Source organism: Bacillus sp. Marseille-Q1617 (assembly GCF_903645295.1).
Lineage (GTDB): Bacteria > Bacillota > Bacilli > Bacillales > Bacillaceae_B > Rossellomorea.
Map to the genome: position 1 here is coordinate 2,221,937 of NZ_CAHJXM010000001.1, position 19,130 is coordinate 2,241,066.

Below are 19,130 nucleotides of genomic sequence, written 5' to 3' on the forward strand. Positions count from 1 at the left end.
ATGAGCAATCTTCTTATTCTTTAAATGGCCCCTGTCATGAAGAAAGACGCTTTCCATACTTCAGAAAGCGCCGGTTTGCTTAAGATCGTATACACATGAAGAACTTATTTAATCGGAATCCATATCTCTGAGTATAAATCCGGACTATTTGGATCTTCATCCGTATATAATTCAAATTCTGGTGTACCCGCATGCTCATACCCAGTGGAAGGGAACCATTCGGAGAAAATTCGTTTCCACGCATTTTGCATTGCAGCAGGCATTGGTCCATTCACTTCAAACACCGCCCACTTGGAAGAAGGGATTTCTAAGCTGAGCATCCCCTCTGGAACCTTCCCGGCGTACGAGGTTGCCACCCAATAATCAAACACATTCGCTTTTTTTTGCTCTTCACTGACTCCTCCACAAACACCTAATACTCCTTTTACTACCCCGTCATTCAATTGAAACAGCCTATCGCATGTTCCATTTTGATTGACCTCTGCCCAAAGTTCCGGAATGCCCACTACGTTTTCTTCCTCTGCCACACAAGCAAATTCCCGCTTAATCCCGACGATTTGAAACGCATTCTTCTCGACTACACTATACTTCATTGGTTCTGCCCCTTTCAAAGTGACCTGAATGATCAGGCGGTTATAGGATTGCAGTTTCCTCTTATACTTTCGCGCCTCACTTGGAGAAACCCCGTGCTGTCTGCGGAAAGCCTTCGAAAACGCCTCGGGAGTGTCATAGCCATATTTATAGGCAAGGTCAATAATCTTCGCCTCTGTTGTCAGCAATTCTTCTCCGGCCAATGTTAATCGCCGCCTTCTTAAATAGTCACCAACCGTCATTTCTGTCAAAACGGCAAACGTCCGCTGGAAGTGAAAAGGGGACACATTGGCTTGTTTAGCAATACTGTCTAACGTGATATCCTCCATCATATTTTGTTCCATGTACTCAATTGCCTTTTGTATCGACTCTACCCATGCCATGGCCTTCCACTCCTTATAGTCATCATAGCAACCTTTTAAAAACGTATCCTGTCAATTTGTGCTTTGTTGTGGCAGGTTCGGGAAGCAGCGGGATGATTCTTTTGCTACAGTAACAAAAGAACCATCCCCGTGTTCCGTACTTTACTCCGTCATACCTCACTCATACTTATGCCACCTGAAATCCTCTTGTCTGAACATATTGGTACCCTTCGGATAGCCAAAGTAGTAGAACTTTTTTCCATTTTCATCAAAGGCCGTGGCATTAAGTTTGTCTATTTGCTCACTAAACGGAAACAAAAAAGTAACACGCTCACCTTTACTCACTTTTCTGCGTTCGACTTGGGGCTCCACCCCCGCTTCGATATAAGCCACATTTTCATTATTAGAAATGACACTCAAATAAGTAAGGGCGTTTTCTTCCGTGGTAACGCTCATGCCTCCAACAAGCTGGAGGGGGGCTGAGGTATAGGGAGTATATGTAGAATAATTACTTCTATAAAGCAAGCCTGACTTTTCGGCTAATACTGTCCTGTACTCTTCTTTCACGTCACTTTTGAATAACAGAACCTTGGCCTCCCCGATTCCATTTTGATCCACATATTCAAAGTCATCTGTCAGGGAAGGGTTGCTCAGGGCTGCACTTTCAGGCGTGAACCGATAATTACTCAACAAAAACATGAACACGGCCATCCCAATAGATACTAAAATCAATACTACTCTTCTCACTTCAGTACTCCCTTTCCATCTTCACTAAAACTCTCTTAAACTTATTTTTATTAATCGGGAAAGGTTCTCAATCTACTTTTCCCTAGGAAGCATGGGGACGGTTCATGGGCTGCTGTAGCAAGAGAACCATCCCCGTGCTTCCCAAAAAGAAGCCTAAGATATGCTCCCGTTTATTGAATATCAAAGGTAATTTGTTGCGGTTTCGACATCAAACATTCCACTCTCTCTTAAATATCGGGGAAACTAAATGGACGTGGTCAGCACCTATAATGAACACGGTTCTGTCTGAAGGGGAGCTTATTATTTTTGCCAAGTTGGAGGGTATGATTAAATTTCTTTGGTACCACCTCCTGAGCCAATCAATGACTACGCAATTAATTTTACTAGTTTGGTGGGATTGAACCTTTTTACTTTTTCTACAACTTCCCTTATTTCTCTTTGTCTTCTATTGTTTAATAGATCATCAACTTCTACTTTGTGACTTCTGTATGTAAACCTGCCATCCCTTGTTCTTCCATTAACCTGCCCTTCAACTTAATACCAATTATTTCAAAATACAGCCGTTTACTCAAGGGAAATTTCAAACAAAAAGGAAGCTCATCCTGATTCGATAAGCCCCCGTTAGCGAAAGATGCTATTTCATTTTTATACCTTGTACTTGGGCATAATCGTTAATTTCTTTTATTAGGTTTTTTCTATAAATAGATGTACTATATGGAATATCTCTTTGGCTTTCACCAGTAAATGTATATTCAGGAAAGATAATAAAGTTGTCTTGGTCCATTTTTTTTATAATAAACTCGTTACCTTCAAACTCGCCACTTCTTATATGTACGTTTGAGATAAAGTTCATTATTTCATCATATAAATCCTGATACATTATTTCTGATTGTAAAAACCTTTTTATCACGTTATCCATTTAACTCACTCCCTCTTTTTCCCATAGGTCAACATTTACATAGTATTCCGTTAACCTGCCCTTTAATAGGATGTTGAAATAGCTGGGGCAGGTGCCCCCTATTAACTTAAGCTATTTCTTCACATACTTAATGTTATTTAAATGTTTAGGAGTCTCTTCAATTCTATCTAGCCATTCATTTACTATTGAATTAAATAATTGTGGTTGTTCAATCTGTAAATTATGACCGGCTTTATCTAATACGGCAAAAGATCCTTGCGGATACTTATTTAGTAATGTAAGAGCATCTTTATATCCAACAATAGAGTCTTGTCTTCCTAATAAGAATATACTAGGCCTATTAAAATCAGATTGGTCAATTTCAAATGAAAATCCATATTTTTTGTTGACCCTATCTAAAAAACGTTCATCTCTGATATTCATGCCACTTAAGATTTCCTCGTTGTATCTTAACCAGGTGTATTCATCGAGAACGACATTATTACTCTTAAAGTCTTCTAATTCGTCTTTTCTCAGTTTTTTAATAAATTCTTCATCTATTTTTACTATTCTGTGTTGTTCAACGATTCTATCTTTTGCAAATGGTTTAATGACTGGGCAAATGAAAGCTGCACCAAGTATTTGTTTTTTTTGTTTTTGAATAATGCCTCTAGCTATATAGCCCCCATATGATTCTCCAGCTATTATGTATTCTTGTTCGGGAATTATAGCTTGAATAAAATCTGTTACAGTATTCAGAATTTCATCAGAACTACTAATTTCGTTATAGTTTTTTGTTAACCCCATCCCTGGAAGGTCAATGTATATACGCCTATATCCATCTCTTTTTTTAAACACAGGTTCCATACATCCACTCATTAAACGATGGTCTGGTGAATAACCATGTATCATTATAATAGGTGTACCTTCCCCTAGATCTTCATAGAATATTTCTGCTTGGTCAACCTTACAATATGCCAATATAAACCCTTCTCTCCGCAATTTTTATCACCATAGGTAGGAGATATTCTCTTCTTTATAATTTCTATTTCTATTTTCACTTAATGCCTAAAATTGATGAAGGAAAATAGTCGGATCAATTAGCTAATCTTCATTTATTGCCCCCGTTTGTTGAAGAAACAACTTTTACTCTCTCTTCTCATAACCCTTGCCAATAACTGTTTCTTTATCTTTATTAATATAAACAATCAGTCTACCGTTCGACGCGTCTTCGGTATTATTAAATGTTACTGTATATATGGTTCTACCAGTGAATTTATCACCTAATTGTTTACCAAGTTGTTCACTCACAGTCACTTTATCAACAACAGAATCCTTAGGTGATACTGGAATTTTATCTTCCTCTTCTCTCGTTAAACTATTAAATGCAATCATCTCTATCGGCAATTGTTCATTTTTGAATAAATTACAACCGGTTAATATCCCCAGAAGACATACCATCGCTAAAAGTAAAAAAGGTTTCATTCTCAGAAATGCTCCTTTCAAACTAACTATCGAGTTATTCCGTTAACCACTCGATAATTGAATGCGAGCTCTAGCTTGAGGTCAACTATCTTTTCTATAGTTATCCTCTATTCTTAAATAAAATCGTGATAAAATCATTATGGGTTATTTATTTGAAATCCTCTTTCACATCGTTTACTTTATTATTGAATAAATACAAGTGTCAGTCAGCTTGCTGCCATCTGCGGATAATTCGTCATTCCTTAAGGTTCCTTCTAATTCAAAACCTAGTTTTTCTGGAATCGAACGACTTTTTAAGTTTGTTGATTCGCATCTTATTTCAATTCTTCTAAATTTGAGTTTCTGAAAGCCAAGGTTGGTTAACTCACTTACTGCTTCAGTCATATATCCATTGCCACTAAACGGCGAGTTAATCCAGTATCCAATTTCACATTTGGAAATCTTCCAATTAATTCTGTGAAGGCTGGCCGTTCCAATAAAATCATTCGTATCCTTATGGAAGATAAGATAGCGAAAGCTTTCTCTTTTCAAAAAATTTATATGGGCTTCTCTCAGGAGAATTTCTGTTTCTTCAACAGTGGGAATTGCCTGGAATAAAAGCAGCCATTCCCTTAGCTCATCAATTGAATCCTTAATTGCCTGGTGTACTACATCCCCGTCACCAGCTTGTTGTGGTCCTCGAAGAATGAGTCTATCTGTTTCTACTTGCAATGGAACATCAATTAGAATAGGCTCCATATCATTTCCCCTCTCTAAAACGTAAAATTAAGATCTAAAAAACGTTTACCCCTTTTTATCATTAACCCCCGTATTTAATTTCTGTTAATGTAATTCAACAAAAAAGTACATTAATCCTCCAAGAGATCAAGGTACATTTATTTAATTGTCCGTTACCAGAAATATAAAGGTGAACCAATTAGTTACCTGCTTATTACAGAAATTGGCCACTTAATAAAGAAAAAAATCTGTTGCAAATGCCAACAGGTTCTTAATCACTCCTTATTATGAATAAGCAGTTTTGAAGCGTCAGTTTTAATGAAAGGTCTCTACCGCCACTTCAAAAAAATATTGATAGCCCCCTAAGAACTGGCTGTTTCCCAAACGGTGGTTCCACCTCACTTTCCATTTCCATTAGAAGGATATATTTGGATATGTTAAAATAATCCATGCGTGCATTTTTAACTAAGATTGGAGCTATGACAATGAATAAAAGAGTAATAGTATCGGCCATTTCCGCTATGTTGATCATGGGAATGTCCGCCTGTAGTCAACCCTCTGAGGAGGATGCTGCGGAACAGCCTGAATCCGATGCGATCTCAGCAAGCACAGATGAGTCATCAGAATCGGATGACTCATCTGCAGAGAGCACAACGTCATCAGATGAAAATGAGAAGGATCAGTCGAAGGAGTCTGCCTCTGAAAACAGCAGCACGGAAAGTTCAGAGCAGGATGATACGGTCACAAAAGCAAAAGGAAAGCAAGCATACTCAGAAAAACTGGAAAACATCCAAAAAGAACTCGATGCCCTTCCATATAAGAAGGATTCCGATAAAGGCGTCACCAACGCGATGAAAAACTACTACGGGGTCGCATACGAAAAATATGACGAAGCCTTGAATGCAATCTATGCTTTATTAAAAGAAGAACTCTCTCCCGATGTCTTGGCTGGATTAAAGACCGAACAAGTGGAATGGATCAAAGAAAAGGAAGAAAAAGCAGAGAAAGAACGGCTGAAGTATGAAGGCGGAACGTTTGAAAATGTGGCCTGGTACATTTCTTTGTATGAGTCCACGAAGGACAGGTGTTATGAATTGGTGGAGGATTATATGAGGGATTAAAAGGGGATTTTTTGAAGTGAGGAGGTGGTTTTGGGGCTTCACATGCATAAGAACCGCCCCTCATCCTGGATCATGGCGCCTGCCCTTATAACTTTTCCATATACTAAATCTCAGGCTAGTATCATCATTTCCTCTCCACTATAATGGTAATAAGGAGGTGAGTAAAATGGAAAAGCAAATCGTGAACATGTTAAACGATATTCAGCGTAACATAAAAGAGCTTGACAGTAACATGAAAGAGTTAAGAACTAATGTACAAGCAGACATGATGGAGTTTAGAACAGACGTACAAGCGGATATGAAAGATTTAAGAACTAATATACAAGCTGACATGATGGAGTTTAGAACGGACGTACAAGCGGATATGAAAGATTTAAGAACTAATGTACAAGCAGACATGATGGAGTTTAGAACGGACGTACAAGCGGATATGAAAGATTTAAGAACTAGTGTACAAGCGGACATGATGGAGTTTAGAACGGACGTACAAGCCGACATGATGGAGTTAAAAACGGATGTAAGAGACATTAAAGCAACAGTCAATCGAATTGAAGCCTCACAAACAGAAGATGTCATTGCAATGTTAAAAGTAGGCACGCAGCGTTCAGAAACGGACTTTCGTTATCTTAACACAAGAATCACAGATATCGATAAGCGGGTCTTCACCCTTGAAAATCGATCTGAAGGTTAATCGTACCTCTAGACGAACACCATGAACGATTAACCTGGAATCTCTTCTATCCCCCTCATCATGATCCTCACTAGATTTCTTCGCTATAGTAATTCTTATCATTAAATCAGGAAGCATTGGGGAAGGTTCTCCTGCTTCCGAAGCAGGAATACCTTTCACGGGGACAGATCAAGAAACCTCTCCCCACTCCCTTTCTGATTCCATCCCTATTCACGGCCCAACACTTTTGCTATACTTCTAGAATACCTTTTACAGAAATCCGAGGTGTTCTTCATGATTAACGCAACCGGCTGGGTGACCTTTTCCTATACACCCAAGGCCGTCAAAAACTATAAACCGAAAGCAATCAAAACCATCAATTCTTTCAGCAAAAACGGCCATACATTCGACGTCCAATCCGTCTCACCCCCGTTCGACCGGGAAGGCGATATCGCAGTGCAGGTCAAATGCAACTTCGACATCACTATAAAAGAACGATACGGATTCCGCGAAGGTGCCGATTACATCAGTGTCATCTCGGATGAACTGCAGCAGCTTCTGCCGATGGCCGGCGTGCCGATTACGCAGATTACGAATATTTATCGATTTTAGGGAGAAGTATGTCCCCCCTCAAACCTTTGCATAAAAACGGCGCCTGCCCTCCTGGTACCGGGAGCTTATTTGAGTTGTTCTTATTTAACCATTACCGCCTTTCTAGAAAAACTCATACAATCCCTCATCAAAATATTGAAATTCTTCCTTTGTCACCCTATATCGAGTATATCCCTCATAAAAAGCCGTTATATATTCAGGGTTATTCATAAACTTCCTTATTGCCAGGGACTCATCATATCGGGGATCCCCCACTGTCATACCGGCAACATCAATAAACATCCGAACCTCTCCATCCACCACAAATACATTGTCAGTGGTGCAGTCACCATGTATCATTTTTTGTTTTACGGGGGACGGTCTGTTAGCTTTCAGATTCTCTAATAAAGACAAACTTCCGTCACACTGGCTATTTTCAGCATAGTATTGTGCTTTAACAAGCTGGTCTTGTAACCAATCACCCTCACTTTTAAAAATATCCACCGGTTCTTTTTCATGAAATTCATGAAGATAATGTCCAAAGCTCCTAATCAACGATCTCTTCTCGATTTCCGACGCGGCTTTGGATAAAGCTGCCGTCAAGGACATCCCATCCTCAAATGACATGATCAGATGGTCACCATCCTTTTCCTCTATAAAGCCATAGTATTCAGAAACTGATATGACTGTATTTCCACTCAGTCTTTTTAAAACCTGAGCCTCTTCCTTCAACCATGTTCGATATTTTTCCTTATAGGAACTTTTAAGTAAATAGGAACGATCCGATGTAAAAATCCTCCGCACTTCCGAGGTCCAGCCTTGTTCCTCCAGTACGCTGGTCTTATGTATGGAACCTATTATTTCCTCAATCTTCCCTTGTAAACTATGATTCATAACTACATCTCCCATTTTTCTACGTTTCTATATAAAAATAGTACGAAGGTACAAAATACCATATAACAAAGCCCCGCCAACCAGAATGAGCAGTGCAACCATCACAAAACCATAGATAAACCCTTTCCCCATTGCAAATAAGTCTAGAAATATGTTCTTCATTTCATCAACTATCGCTTTCATAGAACCCTCTCATTTCCGTAAATCAACATTCATTACTTCCGTTCACTTTCTTAAACATGTTAACTCCAGCAATTTCAAACCCAATATTTTCGTACAGCTTACGTGCTTCTCTGTTGTTCCCAAAGACATGGAGCTTCAAATATAATAGGTCATGCTGCTTCATCCACAATTCAATTTTTTTCATTGCCCTTGTACCATATCCCTTATTTCTATACTCGTTAAATATAAATATTTCATAAAGAAATACACTTTTCTTTTCCTTGTCTTCCTTGATCCATAAGTACCCAATCGTTTGTTTATCATGCTTTATGTTAAATAAATAGTGACCATTAGTATGTATACCTTCAGGTAACAAGTTACGAAGCTGGTTCCTTGCTTTTTCATTTACATCTTCATTCACCTCGAAGCTGTTTTGGGTTAGAACCAGTGAGTACCTTTGGATTTTATCTGCAAAATATCGTTTAAACTCAGTGTTTGTCATTTCCTTAAATAACAATTCATTCATAAATTTATTTAACACTCCTATAAACTGCTTAATTAATGGAATCATGGGGATCATTCAGGTGCTACCTGCCAAATGAACCGTCCCCAATTCTTTTAGCCGAAAAGATAATATCAACTCGAGTTTCCAATTCCCATTCAGAAATCACCTCGATGGCTGTTTCATCCTCAACCGCATACACCGGACCCTGCATCCCAGCGCCCATTTTCCAGTTGTTCCGGGACGGTTCTCACCCTACTTTTCAAAGAGCGCTTGGTCTGATTTTCTCCAAGATTTTTCGACAAGTTGGTTGATAAACTGGAAAAGTGGAATGTATTTTTTAAATGTTGCACGTAAATGTGGAAAGTGGAACGTATTTTTCAAAAGTGGCACGTAAATGCGGAAAGTGGAACGTATTTTAAAATGTAGATTACTGAGCACGGTCCTTAGCTTCTTTTCACGCCGGAACGAGCTGTGCAGTGAAGCATATTTGTATATCTGGTTCATTTTCCACTTAAAAAGGAGAAAATACCACGCTTTCCTCAAGCTTCCGGGAATTTTAAAGGACTAAAAAGTAACTAAACCCACTACTAAAATCCCTAACAAAAGAGCAGAGTAGATATACCTTTTATTTATAAAAAAAAGGATGATAAATAGCAGTGAAGTGAATATCCAAAAGATGTTATCTGCTAATTCTGGCATGAGATCCACAACAAATAGGTCAATTGTATTCTTTAGAAAATAGATCAAAAATAATGCAAGTAAAATAGAATTGGTTGTTTTATTTTCTTTATTCTTTTTGAGAGTTACCACCGAATCCCCCCTGTTAAAAGTACAAAATACTGCCTAGTAAATCCCGGAACCATTTTTTCAAATCCACCTCGTTAGTTTATCATAAAATTTCCATTTATCAGTAAAAATCTGGCTAAACCGGGATGGGGCTCAACAGAATAGTAGAGCAGGAACCGTCCCCGCTCTACTCTGAAAATACTCTATGCCAGAGACCGCTCCTTTTCATCGAAGCAAGAGAACTGGAATCACCGAAAAAAAAGTCACCAGAACCATAAGGATTTAACGTCTGACCGCCTCTTGAGCTGTAACCTGCCCACATCGATGTAGACATTCCATTCGCCAGTTCGGTCATATTGGTTTTACCAAGAATGACCGCTCCTGCTTCACGCAGTTTCTCCACTAAAAAGGCATCTTTTGCACTCAGATGATTTTCTAAAGCCAAGGTGCCAGCACTTGTATGCATGTGATCATTGGTTTCGATATTGTCTTTAAGCAAAACAGGAATACCATGAAGCGGACCTCTGACTCCCATCGTCTTCCTTTCATGATCTAAACCCTCTGCAATAAAAATAGCTTCCGGATTGATCTCCAGAATCGAATTCAATTTCGGCCCGCTTTGATCGTAACTAGCTATTCTGTCCAGATAATACATAACGAGTTCTTTTGAGGTGATGACTTCAGCCTCAAATGCTACTTGAATTTCTTTAATCGTCAATTCATCGATGAGAATTTCATTGAATTGTAACTGCATTATTTTCTTTCCCCATTCACCTAGTGTAATGATACAACGCGTCGCCGCCCGAGACCAGCAGGACGTCCGTCTCCCTAACCAGCGGCATCCATCGTTCATCGTCAATACTTGGCAGCGCCGTGAGTTCCAGCACGCCGACGGACTTCCAGCCTAGTTCAACCATGGGATTCTCGGATTTGCCGCTGATAAACTCCCAAGCTCTGACGCCAGGTCCGACCCATGGGTGCCCGTACATGGCGGTGGGGATACACAGCGCGGTGGATTCGGCAATCGGCTTATCCAGCATGTCAACCAGCGCGTCATGTATGCTTTTGTTATTGACGCCAGCAGAGGTGAGCAATAATTTCATGACTTCAACTCCCTATCCTTGTGTAGTATGGTCATCCTATTCATATCACTATGGCAGCTACTTTGATTTTCCTATTAGGTACAATAAGTTATTCCACAAAAAAGCCGTTAATCCTTCTTGGATCAACGGCACCACTTTCCGATTACGTCCTCTCGCTTCAAGACTCTATAAGCTATCTCACACTTAATAGAATAAGAGTTATGCTCTGTCACTTTGTATAAAATTTTCATATAACCAACTTACAGCATCCTTCAAGTCATTCGCGATATAATCGATTTTAATGCCTTTTAATTTTTCACTGTGTGCAGTAAGTGATGATTCTCCCGCCCCTGTTCTAACCAAAATCTTCATGCATCCTGCTTTTGCAGCCGCAGCCATATCACTCCAGCGGTCCCCGATTACAACACAGTTTTCGAGGGTTAAGTCATGGGTCCGCTGGGCCTCTTCTAACATGCCTGTATTCGGTTTTCTGCACGCGCATCCCTCATTATGGCTGTGTGGACAAAGATAGATATCATCAAAACCAAACTCCCTTAACTCGTTTAGAAAGTCTTCCTCTTTCGCCAGTCCCCTTGATATTCCAGGTTGATTGGTAAAAGTAAATAGTTTAATATTGTCCCTTTTTAATCTGTTGATTTCCTCCGCTGCATAAGGAAAAAGTTCAAATTCCTCCGGATAATGAACGGTATCGTCACCACCAATTGTTCCATCTCTATCTAAAAAAACTGCTTCTATTTGGTTCACGATCACTCCCCCTGTCTTTTCGATTTTTTATACCCTTGGCGTTAATTGAAGAATTTCCCTCCCCATCCCAGATACTTTATGCTTTCCTTTTAAAAACCTTATTCCATTCAACAACCGCACATCCGTTACGTTCGAATGTCTTAAGCATCGGTAGGTTGTTGTGACCAGTACTTCCAATGTAATATGAAGCTTTAAAGTCCCTTTTTAAAATTTCCAGTGCTTGCCTGTGGAGAAGTTTGCTTTTCCCCTTTCCTCTTTCGCTTGGAATGATCCCAAAATAAAAGAGCCTTCCTTCTTCTGAAGTCCCCGGTTCCATATGGGGCATGATGACCCCGATTGGAGCTACATTTTCATATGCAATCATACAAGATTTCTTATATTTCGGGCCTAATTCCACCTCTACACTTCGCATTTGTTCATCCATATTCAGCGAGGATGGTGCATTTAATGATCCTTTCATAGAAGCTTCCCAAACCCTTTTAAACTCTGCTAAAGGAAGTTCATATAAATCTTTTAATACAAAACCGTCTTCCATCTCAGCTGATTCATCAAGCACCTTGCGAACCGTGACGTTCTCATCATGCAACTTAAACTCATATTCTTCTAAAAGAGAGACTGCCTCTTTGCTGAATTTACGATTAACAAGGATATTTACATTTCTACTGGTTTGTATAAATGGCTGTTTCATCAAATACGGTATAAGTTCCATTAGTTCTGGATCCGTCAGGTTTTTTGTATGTTCGATCGTGACAAAGTTTTCCCCTTTTACAAGTTTAATTTTTGCCATTAAGTCAGAAACGTTGTGTGACTGTTTTCGATCCATGCATTCCACCTCCTTCTTTTTAAGGTTAGCAGGGGATGGTTCTCATCCTATTTTTACTGGATACGGTTCTCCACAACGAAAGTGAAGAAGTTCAGTAGTGCAGTTCAATTCTTTAAAAGTAGAACGGGAACCGTTCCCTTACTGTCAAAATTTAAAAAGTCCGCGTTTCTTGATTTAAGTCAATGAGAGTCTTCCTGAGACCCGTTACAATCTTAATGAAGCCAAATTAGAGGAGGTTTTTCGTATGGGTGCGACGGGTCAAAACATGCAGCAGAAAGCAGCGATCTTTGCTGGTGTTGCATTACTTGTGATGACATGCGCTGCGTTTTTTGCTCAGGGGTATGTTCACCGTTCATTGGTCATTGATGGAGACGCGGCAACTACATTAGAAAACATCCACTCATCTCAATCGTGATTGGGGTCTGTCCCCCGGCACACTAAAGTGTTATCGAAGTGGGTCAGACCTCGAAATCCAAAATCCGCCTTCAACCTCAGCGCATTCATCAAGAACCTTGAGAACCGTCACGTTTTCATCGTGCAGCTTAAACTCATACTCTTCTAAAAGCTCGGCTGCCTCTTTGCTGACGTTACGATCAATGGGCGCAGCCTAAAAACTATCCATTCACCCAAATATCTGAGCAGCAATGCCAAATAATTCATTGTTTCTTTCCGGCATAGTAGTTGAATGTAACATCATGACCGGTGGATTATTTACTTCTACAAAACCGCTTTGCTCAACGAACTCCATGAATGCTTTATTTCCTGATGGTATATCTATTCTTACTTTACCCTGATATCCATTTGCCAGCTTATCAAGAATCAATGCTGCTGTTTGAAAATCTGGTGCAACAATTGGTCCTAACAGTAAATTGGTGGGGCCAGATATGGAAATACCAAAGCCAATCATGTTCCCCTTTTGATCTTTCACTGCTAAACACTGCCTGGATTGATTTATCCTGTGACGAATAAAACTGCTTCTCTTATCTCCAAAAGCTGCTTCATCCAACTGAATGATTTTATGTAAGTCGTTCTGATTATAGTTTTTTATAGTAACAGCTTTATTCGCTACACGATTAGAGGTTGGATAGGAGTTACAGATATATTTGTGTACATGATCAACGGTTCTAAAACCCATTTTTTCATAGAGAGGCTTCCCCTCTTCAGTTGCAATAAGCATGATAGAAACATCATTTGAAAGAGAATCGATACACTGTTGAGTTGCCTCTTTTCCTAATCCCATCCCTCTATATTTTTTGTTGACGATGACCATTCCAATTGAGGCATAACTGGTTTCATACGGTATGATGGCAGCGCTGGAAACGATTTTCCCTTCAGCATCGATATGACCAAATATTTTACCTGACGACAATACTGTACCAATTTCATATACATCATAATCCCACCCGACTGATTTAGACAGATGAATTAAACCAGGGACGTCCGTTTTATCAAACTGGATTAATTTTAACTTTGATTTATTGCTGTTAATCATAAAATTTTCTCCTCTATCATTTCCTTATAAAAAATTTCAGAAGGACAGTGACGGTTCTCGTACTTCCTTTTTGATTAGAATCGTGCCCATGCGTATGGAATGCAGGTATCCCCGCTACCCTTATCCGCATTTCGTTTGAATGCATTAGCATAAGGTTTACGGATGCAGCTGCACATTCTTCAGGACTTAAGTAGGATGGATCAAGTTCTAAATCATAAATACCAAGCACATGAACAGACTCTTGCCATAGAATGTCTGGCTGGGGTACATACTGGAAGGCAATTGACATCTTAATACCAATTATTTCAAATCACTACTTCTTAAGCAAGAGAGATCTTCCCCTTGAACAGATTTTATGGCAGCCGTTTGACTGTAAATGGGAGTTCAACTGGGGAGGTTCCCATCAAGCGTTTCAAAAAGTGCAGGGTGTCTTAGGACGTTCTAATGTTAACTCTTAAGGCGTATCGAGCTCCAGAACTGATATTTTAAAGGAGAAGTTCATTTTTCTAATAAAGCGCGAATCCCTCCGTTGAACAAAAAAAAAAGCGCGAGAGCCGGGCCTGCGCTTCTTTTTAGACTTATATAAATGACAAGGATATCCCGGATTACACCTGCTTCTTTCCAAAAAAGGCTGAAGGGTTAAAACGGTTTAATGGCTTTCTCATTTTTACCTGTTTGAGGCTGTTTTTTCAATTCTTCTTTCTTCGGCTTCCTTAGGAATTTCTTTCATTATTTACTACCTCAACTTGATTTGTATATCTGATGGCATCCATTTTCAATACCGCAATGCCTTAAAATAATTCCTAAAAATAGTATGCCCCGGAATTTATACACACTTTATCATACTGTATTAATCAGAGAGGGACTTCGGCCATCGTTCTCGTTAAAAATCCCTGAATGAATACATAGAAGTCCAGGCATCACCCCAGCTTCCGTTTAAACACGGTATTGGCAATAAAATAGGCGATGACCATAATGCCGATACACCACGCAAGCGAGGTCCAGATATCGCTGCCGACAGAACCTTGATACAATAGGGCACGAATCGAATTCACAATCGAGGTTACGGGCTGGTTTTCAGCGAACACCCTTACAACCGCCGGCATCGTTTCCGTAGGGACAAAAGCCGAACTGATGAATGGCAGAAAAATCAGCGGGTACGAGTAGGCCGTGGCCCCTTCCATGGAGTCTGCCGTCAATCCCGGTATAACCGCAAGCCATGTCAGGGATATAGTAAATAGTAAAAGCACCCCGACTACGGCCAGCCATTCCAAAATGTCTGCACCAGAACGAAAGCCCATTAAAACTGCTGCAAGAATCACCACCGCAACAGCAAGTGCGTTGGACACCAGGGAAGTTAATACATGAGCCCACAGAACCGACGAGCGTTTGATCGGCATTGTCATGAAACGCGCCATCAGCCCGCTCTTCATATCCGTAAAAAGCCGAAGAGACGTATAAGCCACACCTGATGCAATTGTAATCAGCAGAATGCCGGGCAATAAATAATTCACATAGCTGTCAGTACCTGTCTCGATTGCACCGCCAAATACATACACAAACAACAGCAGCATCATAATCGGAGTCACCGCAACGGTGATGATGGTGTCGGGACTGTGCAAGATCGTGCGCATTAATCTGCCGAATAATACTCTTGTGTTACTGTTCATTTTCATTCACCCCTTTTTTTCCTATGATTTCCAGAAAGATTTCCTCTAACGTAGGCTGCTTCTCGATGTACTCCACTTTCGCAGGCGGAAATTTCTCCTTCAGTTCAGCCATTGTACCGGTTGTGATGATTTTCCCCCCATGCAGAATGGCAATTCGATCCGCCAGCTGTTCCGCTTCCTCCAGGTACTGGGTGGTCAGTAATATCGTCGTGCCCCCACCGGCAAGCTCCTGTACGGTATGCCATACTTCCATCCGGGCTTCGGGGTCAAGCCCTGTCGTCGGTTCATCGAGAAAGATAACTGAAGGATTGCCTATTAAGCTCATGGCAATATCAAGACGGCGCTTCATCCCTCCGGAATACTTTTCCGCCCGTCTGTTTGCAGCTTCGGTCAGACTGAATCTTTTCATCAGATCATCAGCCACTCCGGAAGGATTAGAAACTCCTCTCAACCTTGCGATCATGATCAGATTTTCCCGTCCGGTTTGGTTGCCGTCTATAGCGGCAAACTGTCCTGTAAGACTGATACTCCTGCGAACTTGATCAGGTTCACTGTGAACATCAAAGCTGCAAACACCGGCTTCGCCCCGATCCGACTTCAATAGCGTAGAAAGGATATTGACGATCGTTGTCTTTCCTGCCCCATTCGAACCAAGCAAGGCAAATATCTCTCCCCGCTGCACCTCAAAATCCACACCCCTTAAAACTTCCTTGTCTTTGAAGGATTTCCTTAGTCCTTTTACTGAAATAACTGCTTTACTCATAGTCTTTCCTCCTTTTTAATCAGACACTACTCAGTGACACTGGTAATCTGTAACACTTACTACCGAGGTAAAAAAAACTGAATAGTGCCGGTCCATCATTCATCACCTGCTATTCAGTCGGTATGACCTGTTCACTTTTTCCCACGGCCGATCGTATCATTCAATTTTGCCCGGTGCTTGTCATTCCATGTTTCCGAGTCTTTCACTAGTTCATCACAGAAAGCGGCTACGTCCTCACCCGTGAGGTCGGTTACTTCCTTGCCTTCCGCTGCCCCTTCTTCAAAAAGATCGAGGATCCCATTAAATATACGGCTCATGTCCTTCCAGTCAGTAAGACCCCCGGCGGTCCACATATATTTTTGAATCGCTTTGTAAGCATTGAGATACTTACTTGGCAGGGTTTTCGCCCGCGTCTCCATCGCTCGCCATTCACGCTTGTCAGCCATACTTCCCGTGATTTTTTCAATAAATTTCATCTTATCCTCTCCTCACGATTTCTTTTGTTTTAAGTTCGTTTAACTTACTTGAAATGAATTCCCATTTCCCCCAAAAGATCTTCAGCTTCTCAAGACCCGCTTCATTAAGGGTGTAAAATTTCCTCGGCGGCCCAACAGTGGATTTCTTCTTTTCAATATTCACCAGGTTATTCTTCTCAAGGCGCATGGTAATGGTGTACACCGTCCCTTCCACCACATCCGTGAATCCGAGTTCCCTCAGCTGCTGCGTGATTTCATAACCATACGTTTCACCACGGCTGATGATCTCAAGCACACAGCCTTCAAGCACCCCTTTCAGCATCTCTGTAAAGTTTTCCAAACATTCACCCCCCGCACTGTACTTTGTATTACTTACTACCGGTATATAGTATGACAAAGTAGCTGGTTTTGTCAATACCATTTATAAAAGATGAAGATCGATCATCAGGTTTTCAGCTTTTGCTGAATGAATAAAGATGTGTTTAATCAGGAGTACTAACACATTTCCGATATTTTTTAAAAGTATAGGCACGGTTCGGTTCTCCTGCTTTCTTTTTGTGAATTAGGGTTAACCTGAAACAAATCTAACCCTATTTATTGCGGGATACGGTTCTCTACACTATCAGTGAAGATGGTTGGTGGTGCAGTTTGTTTCTTATAAAGTTGAATGGGAACCGTCCACATACTGCCCCTAAGATTATTTGCATTGCTGAACGATCTCATCAACAACCTGTTCGATTGGAGCAGCAGCGTCGATGATGATTCCCTCTTTAGGAATATCTTCTTTCGTTTGATGCAATCGTAAAACGAGTTCCCGATCCTTTTTCTTTCCGCCAAATTCATCTTGGGGGCGACCATCAAGCCGCCTGTTTAATGTGGCCACATCAACTTCGAGCACAAACACACCGTCAAATAGATGGATGAATGTCGACCAGTTCCTGGACCCCCCGCAGAAAAAGTTTACCTCATGATCCTGGTTGGCGACTATAGACTTCACTTTCTCTACATCCCAAATGTGATTCTCGTGAGCAGCGGTATCCGTCCGCGTACCCGTTTCCGGATCTCCCTGATATGCCAATTCACGGTCACCATGAATGGAGTGGTAACCGCGCCGCTGCATTCGCTGCAGACCGAGGTTTTACCGGTACAGGAAACGCCTTCGATCAAATAATTCTTCGTTCCCATTAATGGACCCCCTTTTATGGATAAGAGTGGTTTGGTATGAGTATCAATGTACTCAACTCACGTGTACCGGCCCATCTTATTCATCAATCCTTTCTTAACCCCCGCCCATTCATCATTTGTGATGGAATACAGCACCGCATTCCTGACATAGCCGCTGGCAAGGATCCTTTCTTTCCTCATGATCCCTTCCTTCACTGCACCCAATCTCTCAATTGCCTTCTGGGAACGTACATTTCGCTCATCCGTCTTCAATTGAACCCTGATCATCCCCAGTTCCTCGAAGCAATATTTTAATACGGCATATTTGGTTTCAGTATTCACAAATGTTCGTTGAAAGTCTTTTCCATACCACGTCGATCCCAATTCACAGGACTTCTGTCTTTCATTTATTTCATATAGACGTGTTGTCCCGACGATCTCATCTGTTTCTTTCAACCTCACCACAAAAGTCAGGGCCAAGCGTTGATCCCGAAGTTTAACCGCTTCCGAAACCAGTTTTTCCATTTCTTGCAACGTAGTTATCTCTGAAAACATATACTTCCATATGTCAGGATGATTGATGCGGAACAATTCAGGAGCATGATCAAGCTTCATCGGGGTAAGTTTGATCCTCTCCCCTTCGAGAACAAGATACGATTGGAAAGGTGAAACTTTCATTGTGCTATTCCTCCTTTATTTAAAAGAATCATGCCGTTAACGGGCACGATAGGTATACCTTTTATTTGCATTCACAAACGAACAGCCTTGTTTCCTTAACGGATATACGTCACAATTACAGCCTATTTTCAGGTATATCCAAACTGGCTGGGCCCGAAGGCGAACACCCATACAAAAGATATTCCATTTTTAGTAATGTATTCCCTCTATTTCATGCAAAACCCTGTTCCGATTGGAGACCTCGGAACGTTCTCAGCCTGCCTTCCAAAAAAGTGCCCGGCACTTACTCCCATCCTGGCCTCAAAGATTTTTCGACAAGTTGGTTGATAAACGAGAAAAGTGGAATGTATTTTTAAAATGATGCACGTAATTTTCAAAAGTGGAACGTAAATGCTGAAAAAGGAATGTATTTTTCATGATGGAGGAAATCAAGTAACTGAGAAATTGTTTAAAGTTGCTTTTATACGGAGGATCGAGCTATGCTGTGGTTTAATTTTGCATAGAAAACGAAAAAAGTAGAGCGTTAACCATTCCCAATCTACTCCCATCTGGAGAATGAGGGAGCATTCACCACTATATCCTCGTAATTGTATAGCTAACAAGGATGAGCTCATCTCTATCTGGAAAACCGCGAAATTTGACGAAATATGAAAGCCACAGCTATTTTTCTAATTATTCAATTTGTGGT

General features: G+C 40.7%; 24 protein-coding genes and 2 pseudogenes. 4 read left to right on the forward strand and 22 right to left on the reverse strand.

The genetic code is table 11. The features are described 5' to 3' along the window. Positions 1-104: 104 nt before the first annotated feature. From HWX64_RS11105 to HWX64_RS11130, 7 genes are all read right to left on the reverse strand, one after another. The gene (locus HWX64_RS11105; protein WP_175989494.1) at positions 105-974 is read right to left on the reverse strand and encodes an AraC family transcriptional regulator; all 870 of its coding nucleotides are present in this window, start codon (positions 972-974) and stop codon (positions 105-107) included. Between the two features lie 156 nt (positions 975-1,130). Next, positions 1,131-1,700 (reverse strand): hypothetical protein, encoded by a 570-nt coding sequence (locus HWX64_RS11110; protein ID WP_175989495.1) that lies wholly within the window; start codon positions 1,698-1,700, stop codon positions 1,131-1,133. Positions 1,701-1,908: 208 nt separating this feature from the next. Beyond that, positions 1,909-2,079 carry a DUF5694 domain-containing protein gene (locus HWX64_RS21935; protein WP_368495584.1) on the reverse strand — a complete coding sequence of 57 codons (171 nt, stop codon included), beginning with the start codon at positions 2,077-2,079 and terminating at the stop codon, positions 1,909-1,911. Between the two features lie 255 nt (positions 2,080-2,334). Continuing rightward, entirely contained in the window at positions 2,335-2,619 is a 285-nt protein-coding gene (locus tag HWX64_RS11115) for a hypothetical protein (RefSeq protein ID WP_175989496.1), read from the reverse strand. A gap of 111 nt (positions 2,620-2,730) precedes the next feature. Continuing rightward, on the reverse strand, positions 2,731-3,579 hold the full coding sequence (locus HWX64_RS11120; protein ID WP_175989497.1) for an alpha/beta fold hydrolase: 849 nt from the start codon (positions 3,577-3,579) through the stop codon (positions 2,731-2,733). A gap of 165 nt (positions 3,580-3,744) precedes the next feature. Then, positions 3,745-4,083, reverse strand: a complete 339-nt coding sequence (locus HWX64_RS11125) for a hypothetical protein (RefSeq protein ID WP_175989498.1) — start codon at positions 4,081-4,083, stop codon at positions 3,745-3,747. A gap of 174 nt (positions 4,084-4,257) precedes the next feature. Beyond that, the gene (locus tag HWX64_RS11130; protein ID WP_175989499.1) at positions 4,258-4,821 is read right to left on the reverse strand and encodes a GNAT family N-acetyltransferase; all 564 of its coding nucleotides are present in this window, start codon (positions 4,819-4,821) and stop codon (positions 4,258-4,260) included. A 464-nt stretch (positions 4,822-5,285) separates the two neighbouring features. Here HWX64_RS11130 and HWX64_RS11135 point away from each other — a divergent pair, with 464 nt between their 5' ends. The 3 genes from HWX64_RS11135 (at position 5,286) to HWX64_RS11145 (ending at position 7,203) form a co-directional block, all read left to right on the forward strand. Continuing rightward, positions 5,286-5,921 (forward strand): lysozyme inhibitor LprI family protein, encoded by a 636-nt coding sequence (locus tag HWX64_RS11135; protein WP_254871096.1) that lies wholly within the window; start codon positions 5,286-5,288, stop codon positions 5,919-5,921. 166 nt (positions 5,922-6,087) lie between these two features. Next, positions 6,088-6,612, forward strand: coding sequence for an HBL/NHE enterotoxin family protein (locus tag HWX64_RS11140; RefSeq protein WP_175989501.1), 525 nt, complete (start codon positions 6,088-6,090; stop codon positions 6,610-6,612). A 273-nt stretch (positions 6,613-6,885) separates the two neighbouring features. Further along, the gene (locus HWX64_RS11145; protein WP_254871097.1) at positions 6,886-7,203 is read left to right on the forward strand and encodes a hypothetical protein; all 318 of its coding nucleotides are present in this window, start codon (positions 6,886-6,888) and stop codon (positions 7,201-7,203) included. A gap of 102 nt (positions 7,204-7,305) precedes the next feature. Here the strand turns inward: HWX64_RS11145 and HWX64_RS11150 are convergent, their stop codons facing one another. The 7 genes and pseudogenes from HWX64_RS11150 to HWX64_RS11180 form a co-directional block, all read right to left on the reverse strand. Next, positions 7,306-8,076, reverse strand: a complete 771-nt coding sequence (locus HWX64_RS11150) for a phosphotransferase family protein (protein WP_175989503.1) — start codon at positions 8,074-8,076, stop codon at positions 7,306-7,308. Positions 8,077-8,103: 27 nt separating this feature from the next. Continuing rightward, entirely contained in the window at positions 8,104-8,259 is a 156-nt protein-coding gene (locus HWX64_RS11155; protein ID WP_175989504.1) for a hypothetical protein, read from the reverse strand. A 22-nt stretch (positions 8,260-8,281) separates the two neighbouring features. Next, the gene (locus HWX64_RS11160; RefSeq protein WP_254871098.1) at positions 8,282-8,818 is read right to left on the reverse strand and encodes an N-acetyltransferase; all 537 of its coding nucleotides are present in this window, start codon (positions 8,816-8,818) and stop codon (positions 8,282-8,284) included. A gap of 949 nt (positions 8,819-9,767) precedes the next feature. Next, positions 9,768-10,283: pseudogene (locus HWX64_RS11165) on the reverse strand (amidase family protein); the annotation flags it as partial. A 31-nt stretch (positions 10,284-10,314) separates the two neighbouring features. After that, a pseudogene (locus HWX64_RS11170) lies at positions 10,315-10,632 on the reverse strand (peptidase E); the annotation flags it as partial. A gap of 198 nt (positions 10,633-10,830) precedes the next feature. Continuing rightward, positions 10,831-11,376: an HAD-IIIA family hydrolase gene (locus HWX64_RS11175; protein ID WP_175989506.1), complete on the reverse strand. Its 546-nt coding sequence runs from the start codon at positions 11,374-11,376 to the stop codon at positions 10,831-10,833. A 76-nt stretch (positions 11,377-11,452) separates the two neighbouring features. Then, positions 11,453-12,199, reverse strand: a complete 747-nt coding sequence (locus tag HWX64_RS11180; protein ID WP_175989507.1) for a GNAT family N-acetyltransferase — start codon at positions 12,197-12,199, stop codon at positions 11,453-11,455. A 244-nt stretch (positions 12,200-12,443) separates the two neighbouring features. On the opposite strand from HWX64_RS11180, the gene HWX64_RS11185 reads away from it, so the two are divergent. Next, positions 12,444-12,614, forward strand: a complete 171-nt coding sequence (locus HWX64_RS11185) for a DUF4386 family protein (RefSeq protein ID WP_175989508.1) — start codon at positions 12,444-12,446, stop codon at positions 12,612-12,614. A gap of 207 nt (positions 12,615-12,821) precedes the next feature. Here HWX64_RS11185 and HWX64_RS11190 read toward each other — a convergent pair whose 3' ends face one another. From HWX64_RS11190 to HWX64_RS11220, 8 genes are all read right to left on the reverse strand, one after another. Continuing rightward, entirely contained in the window at positions 12,822-13,691 is an 870-nt protein-coding gene (locus HWX64_RS11190; RefSeq protein ID WP_175989509.1) for a GNAT family N-acetyltransferase, read from the reverse strand. Positions 13,692-14,611: 920 nt separating this feature from the next. Further along, positions 14,612-15,361 (reverse strand): ABC transporter permease, encoded by a 750-nt coding sequence (locus HWX64_RS11195; protein ID WP_175989510.1) that lies wholly within the window; start codon positions 15,359-15,361, stop codon positions 14,612-14,614. Further along, entirely contained in the window at positions 15,351-16,124 is a 774-nt protein-coding gene (locus HWX64_RS11200) for an ABC transporter ATP-binding protein (RefSeq protein ID WP_175989511.1), read from the reverse strand. Before HWX64_RS11200 ends, HWX64_RS11195 begins: the two co-directional genes overlap by 11 nt. A gap of 131 nt (positions 16,125-16,255) precedes the next feature. Then, entirely contained in the window at positions 16,256-16,600 is a 345-nt protein-coding gene (locus tag HWX64_RS11205) for a DUF1048 domain-containing protein (protein ID WP_175989512.1), read from the reverse strand. Position 16,601: 1 nt separating this feature from the next. After that, complete coding sequence (locus HWX64_RS11210; RefSeq protein ID WP_175989513.1) at positions 16,602-16,940, reverse strand: PadR family transcriptional regulator; 339 nt, start codon at positions 16,938-16,940, stop codon at positions 16,602-16,604. A gap of 357 nt (positions 16,941-17,297) precedes the next feature. Next, positions 17,298-17,597, reverse strand: coding sequence for a hypothetical protein (locus HWX64_RS21785; RefSeq protein WP_217703492.1), 300 nt, complete (start codon positions 17,595-17,597; stop codon positions 17,298-17,300). A 5-nt stretch (positions 17,598-17,602) separates the two neighbouring features. Then, positions 17,603-17,785, reverse strand: a complete 183-nt coding sequence (locus HWX64_RS21790; RefSeq protein ID WP_217703493.1) for a hypothetical protein — start codon at positions 17,783-17,785, stop codon at positions 17,603-17,605. Between the two features lie 57 nt (positions 17,786-17,842). After that, positions 17,843-18,442, reverse strand: a complete 600-nt coding sequence (locus HWX64_RS11220; RefSeq protein WP_175989514.1) for a GNAT family N-acetyltransferase — start codon at positions 18,440-18,442, stop codon at positions 17,843-17,845. Between the last annotated feature and the right edge of the window lie 688 nt (positions 18,443-19,130).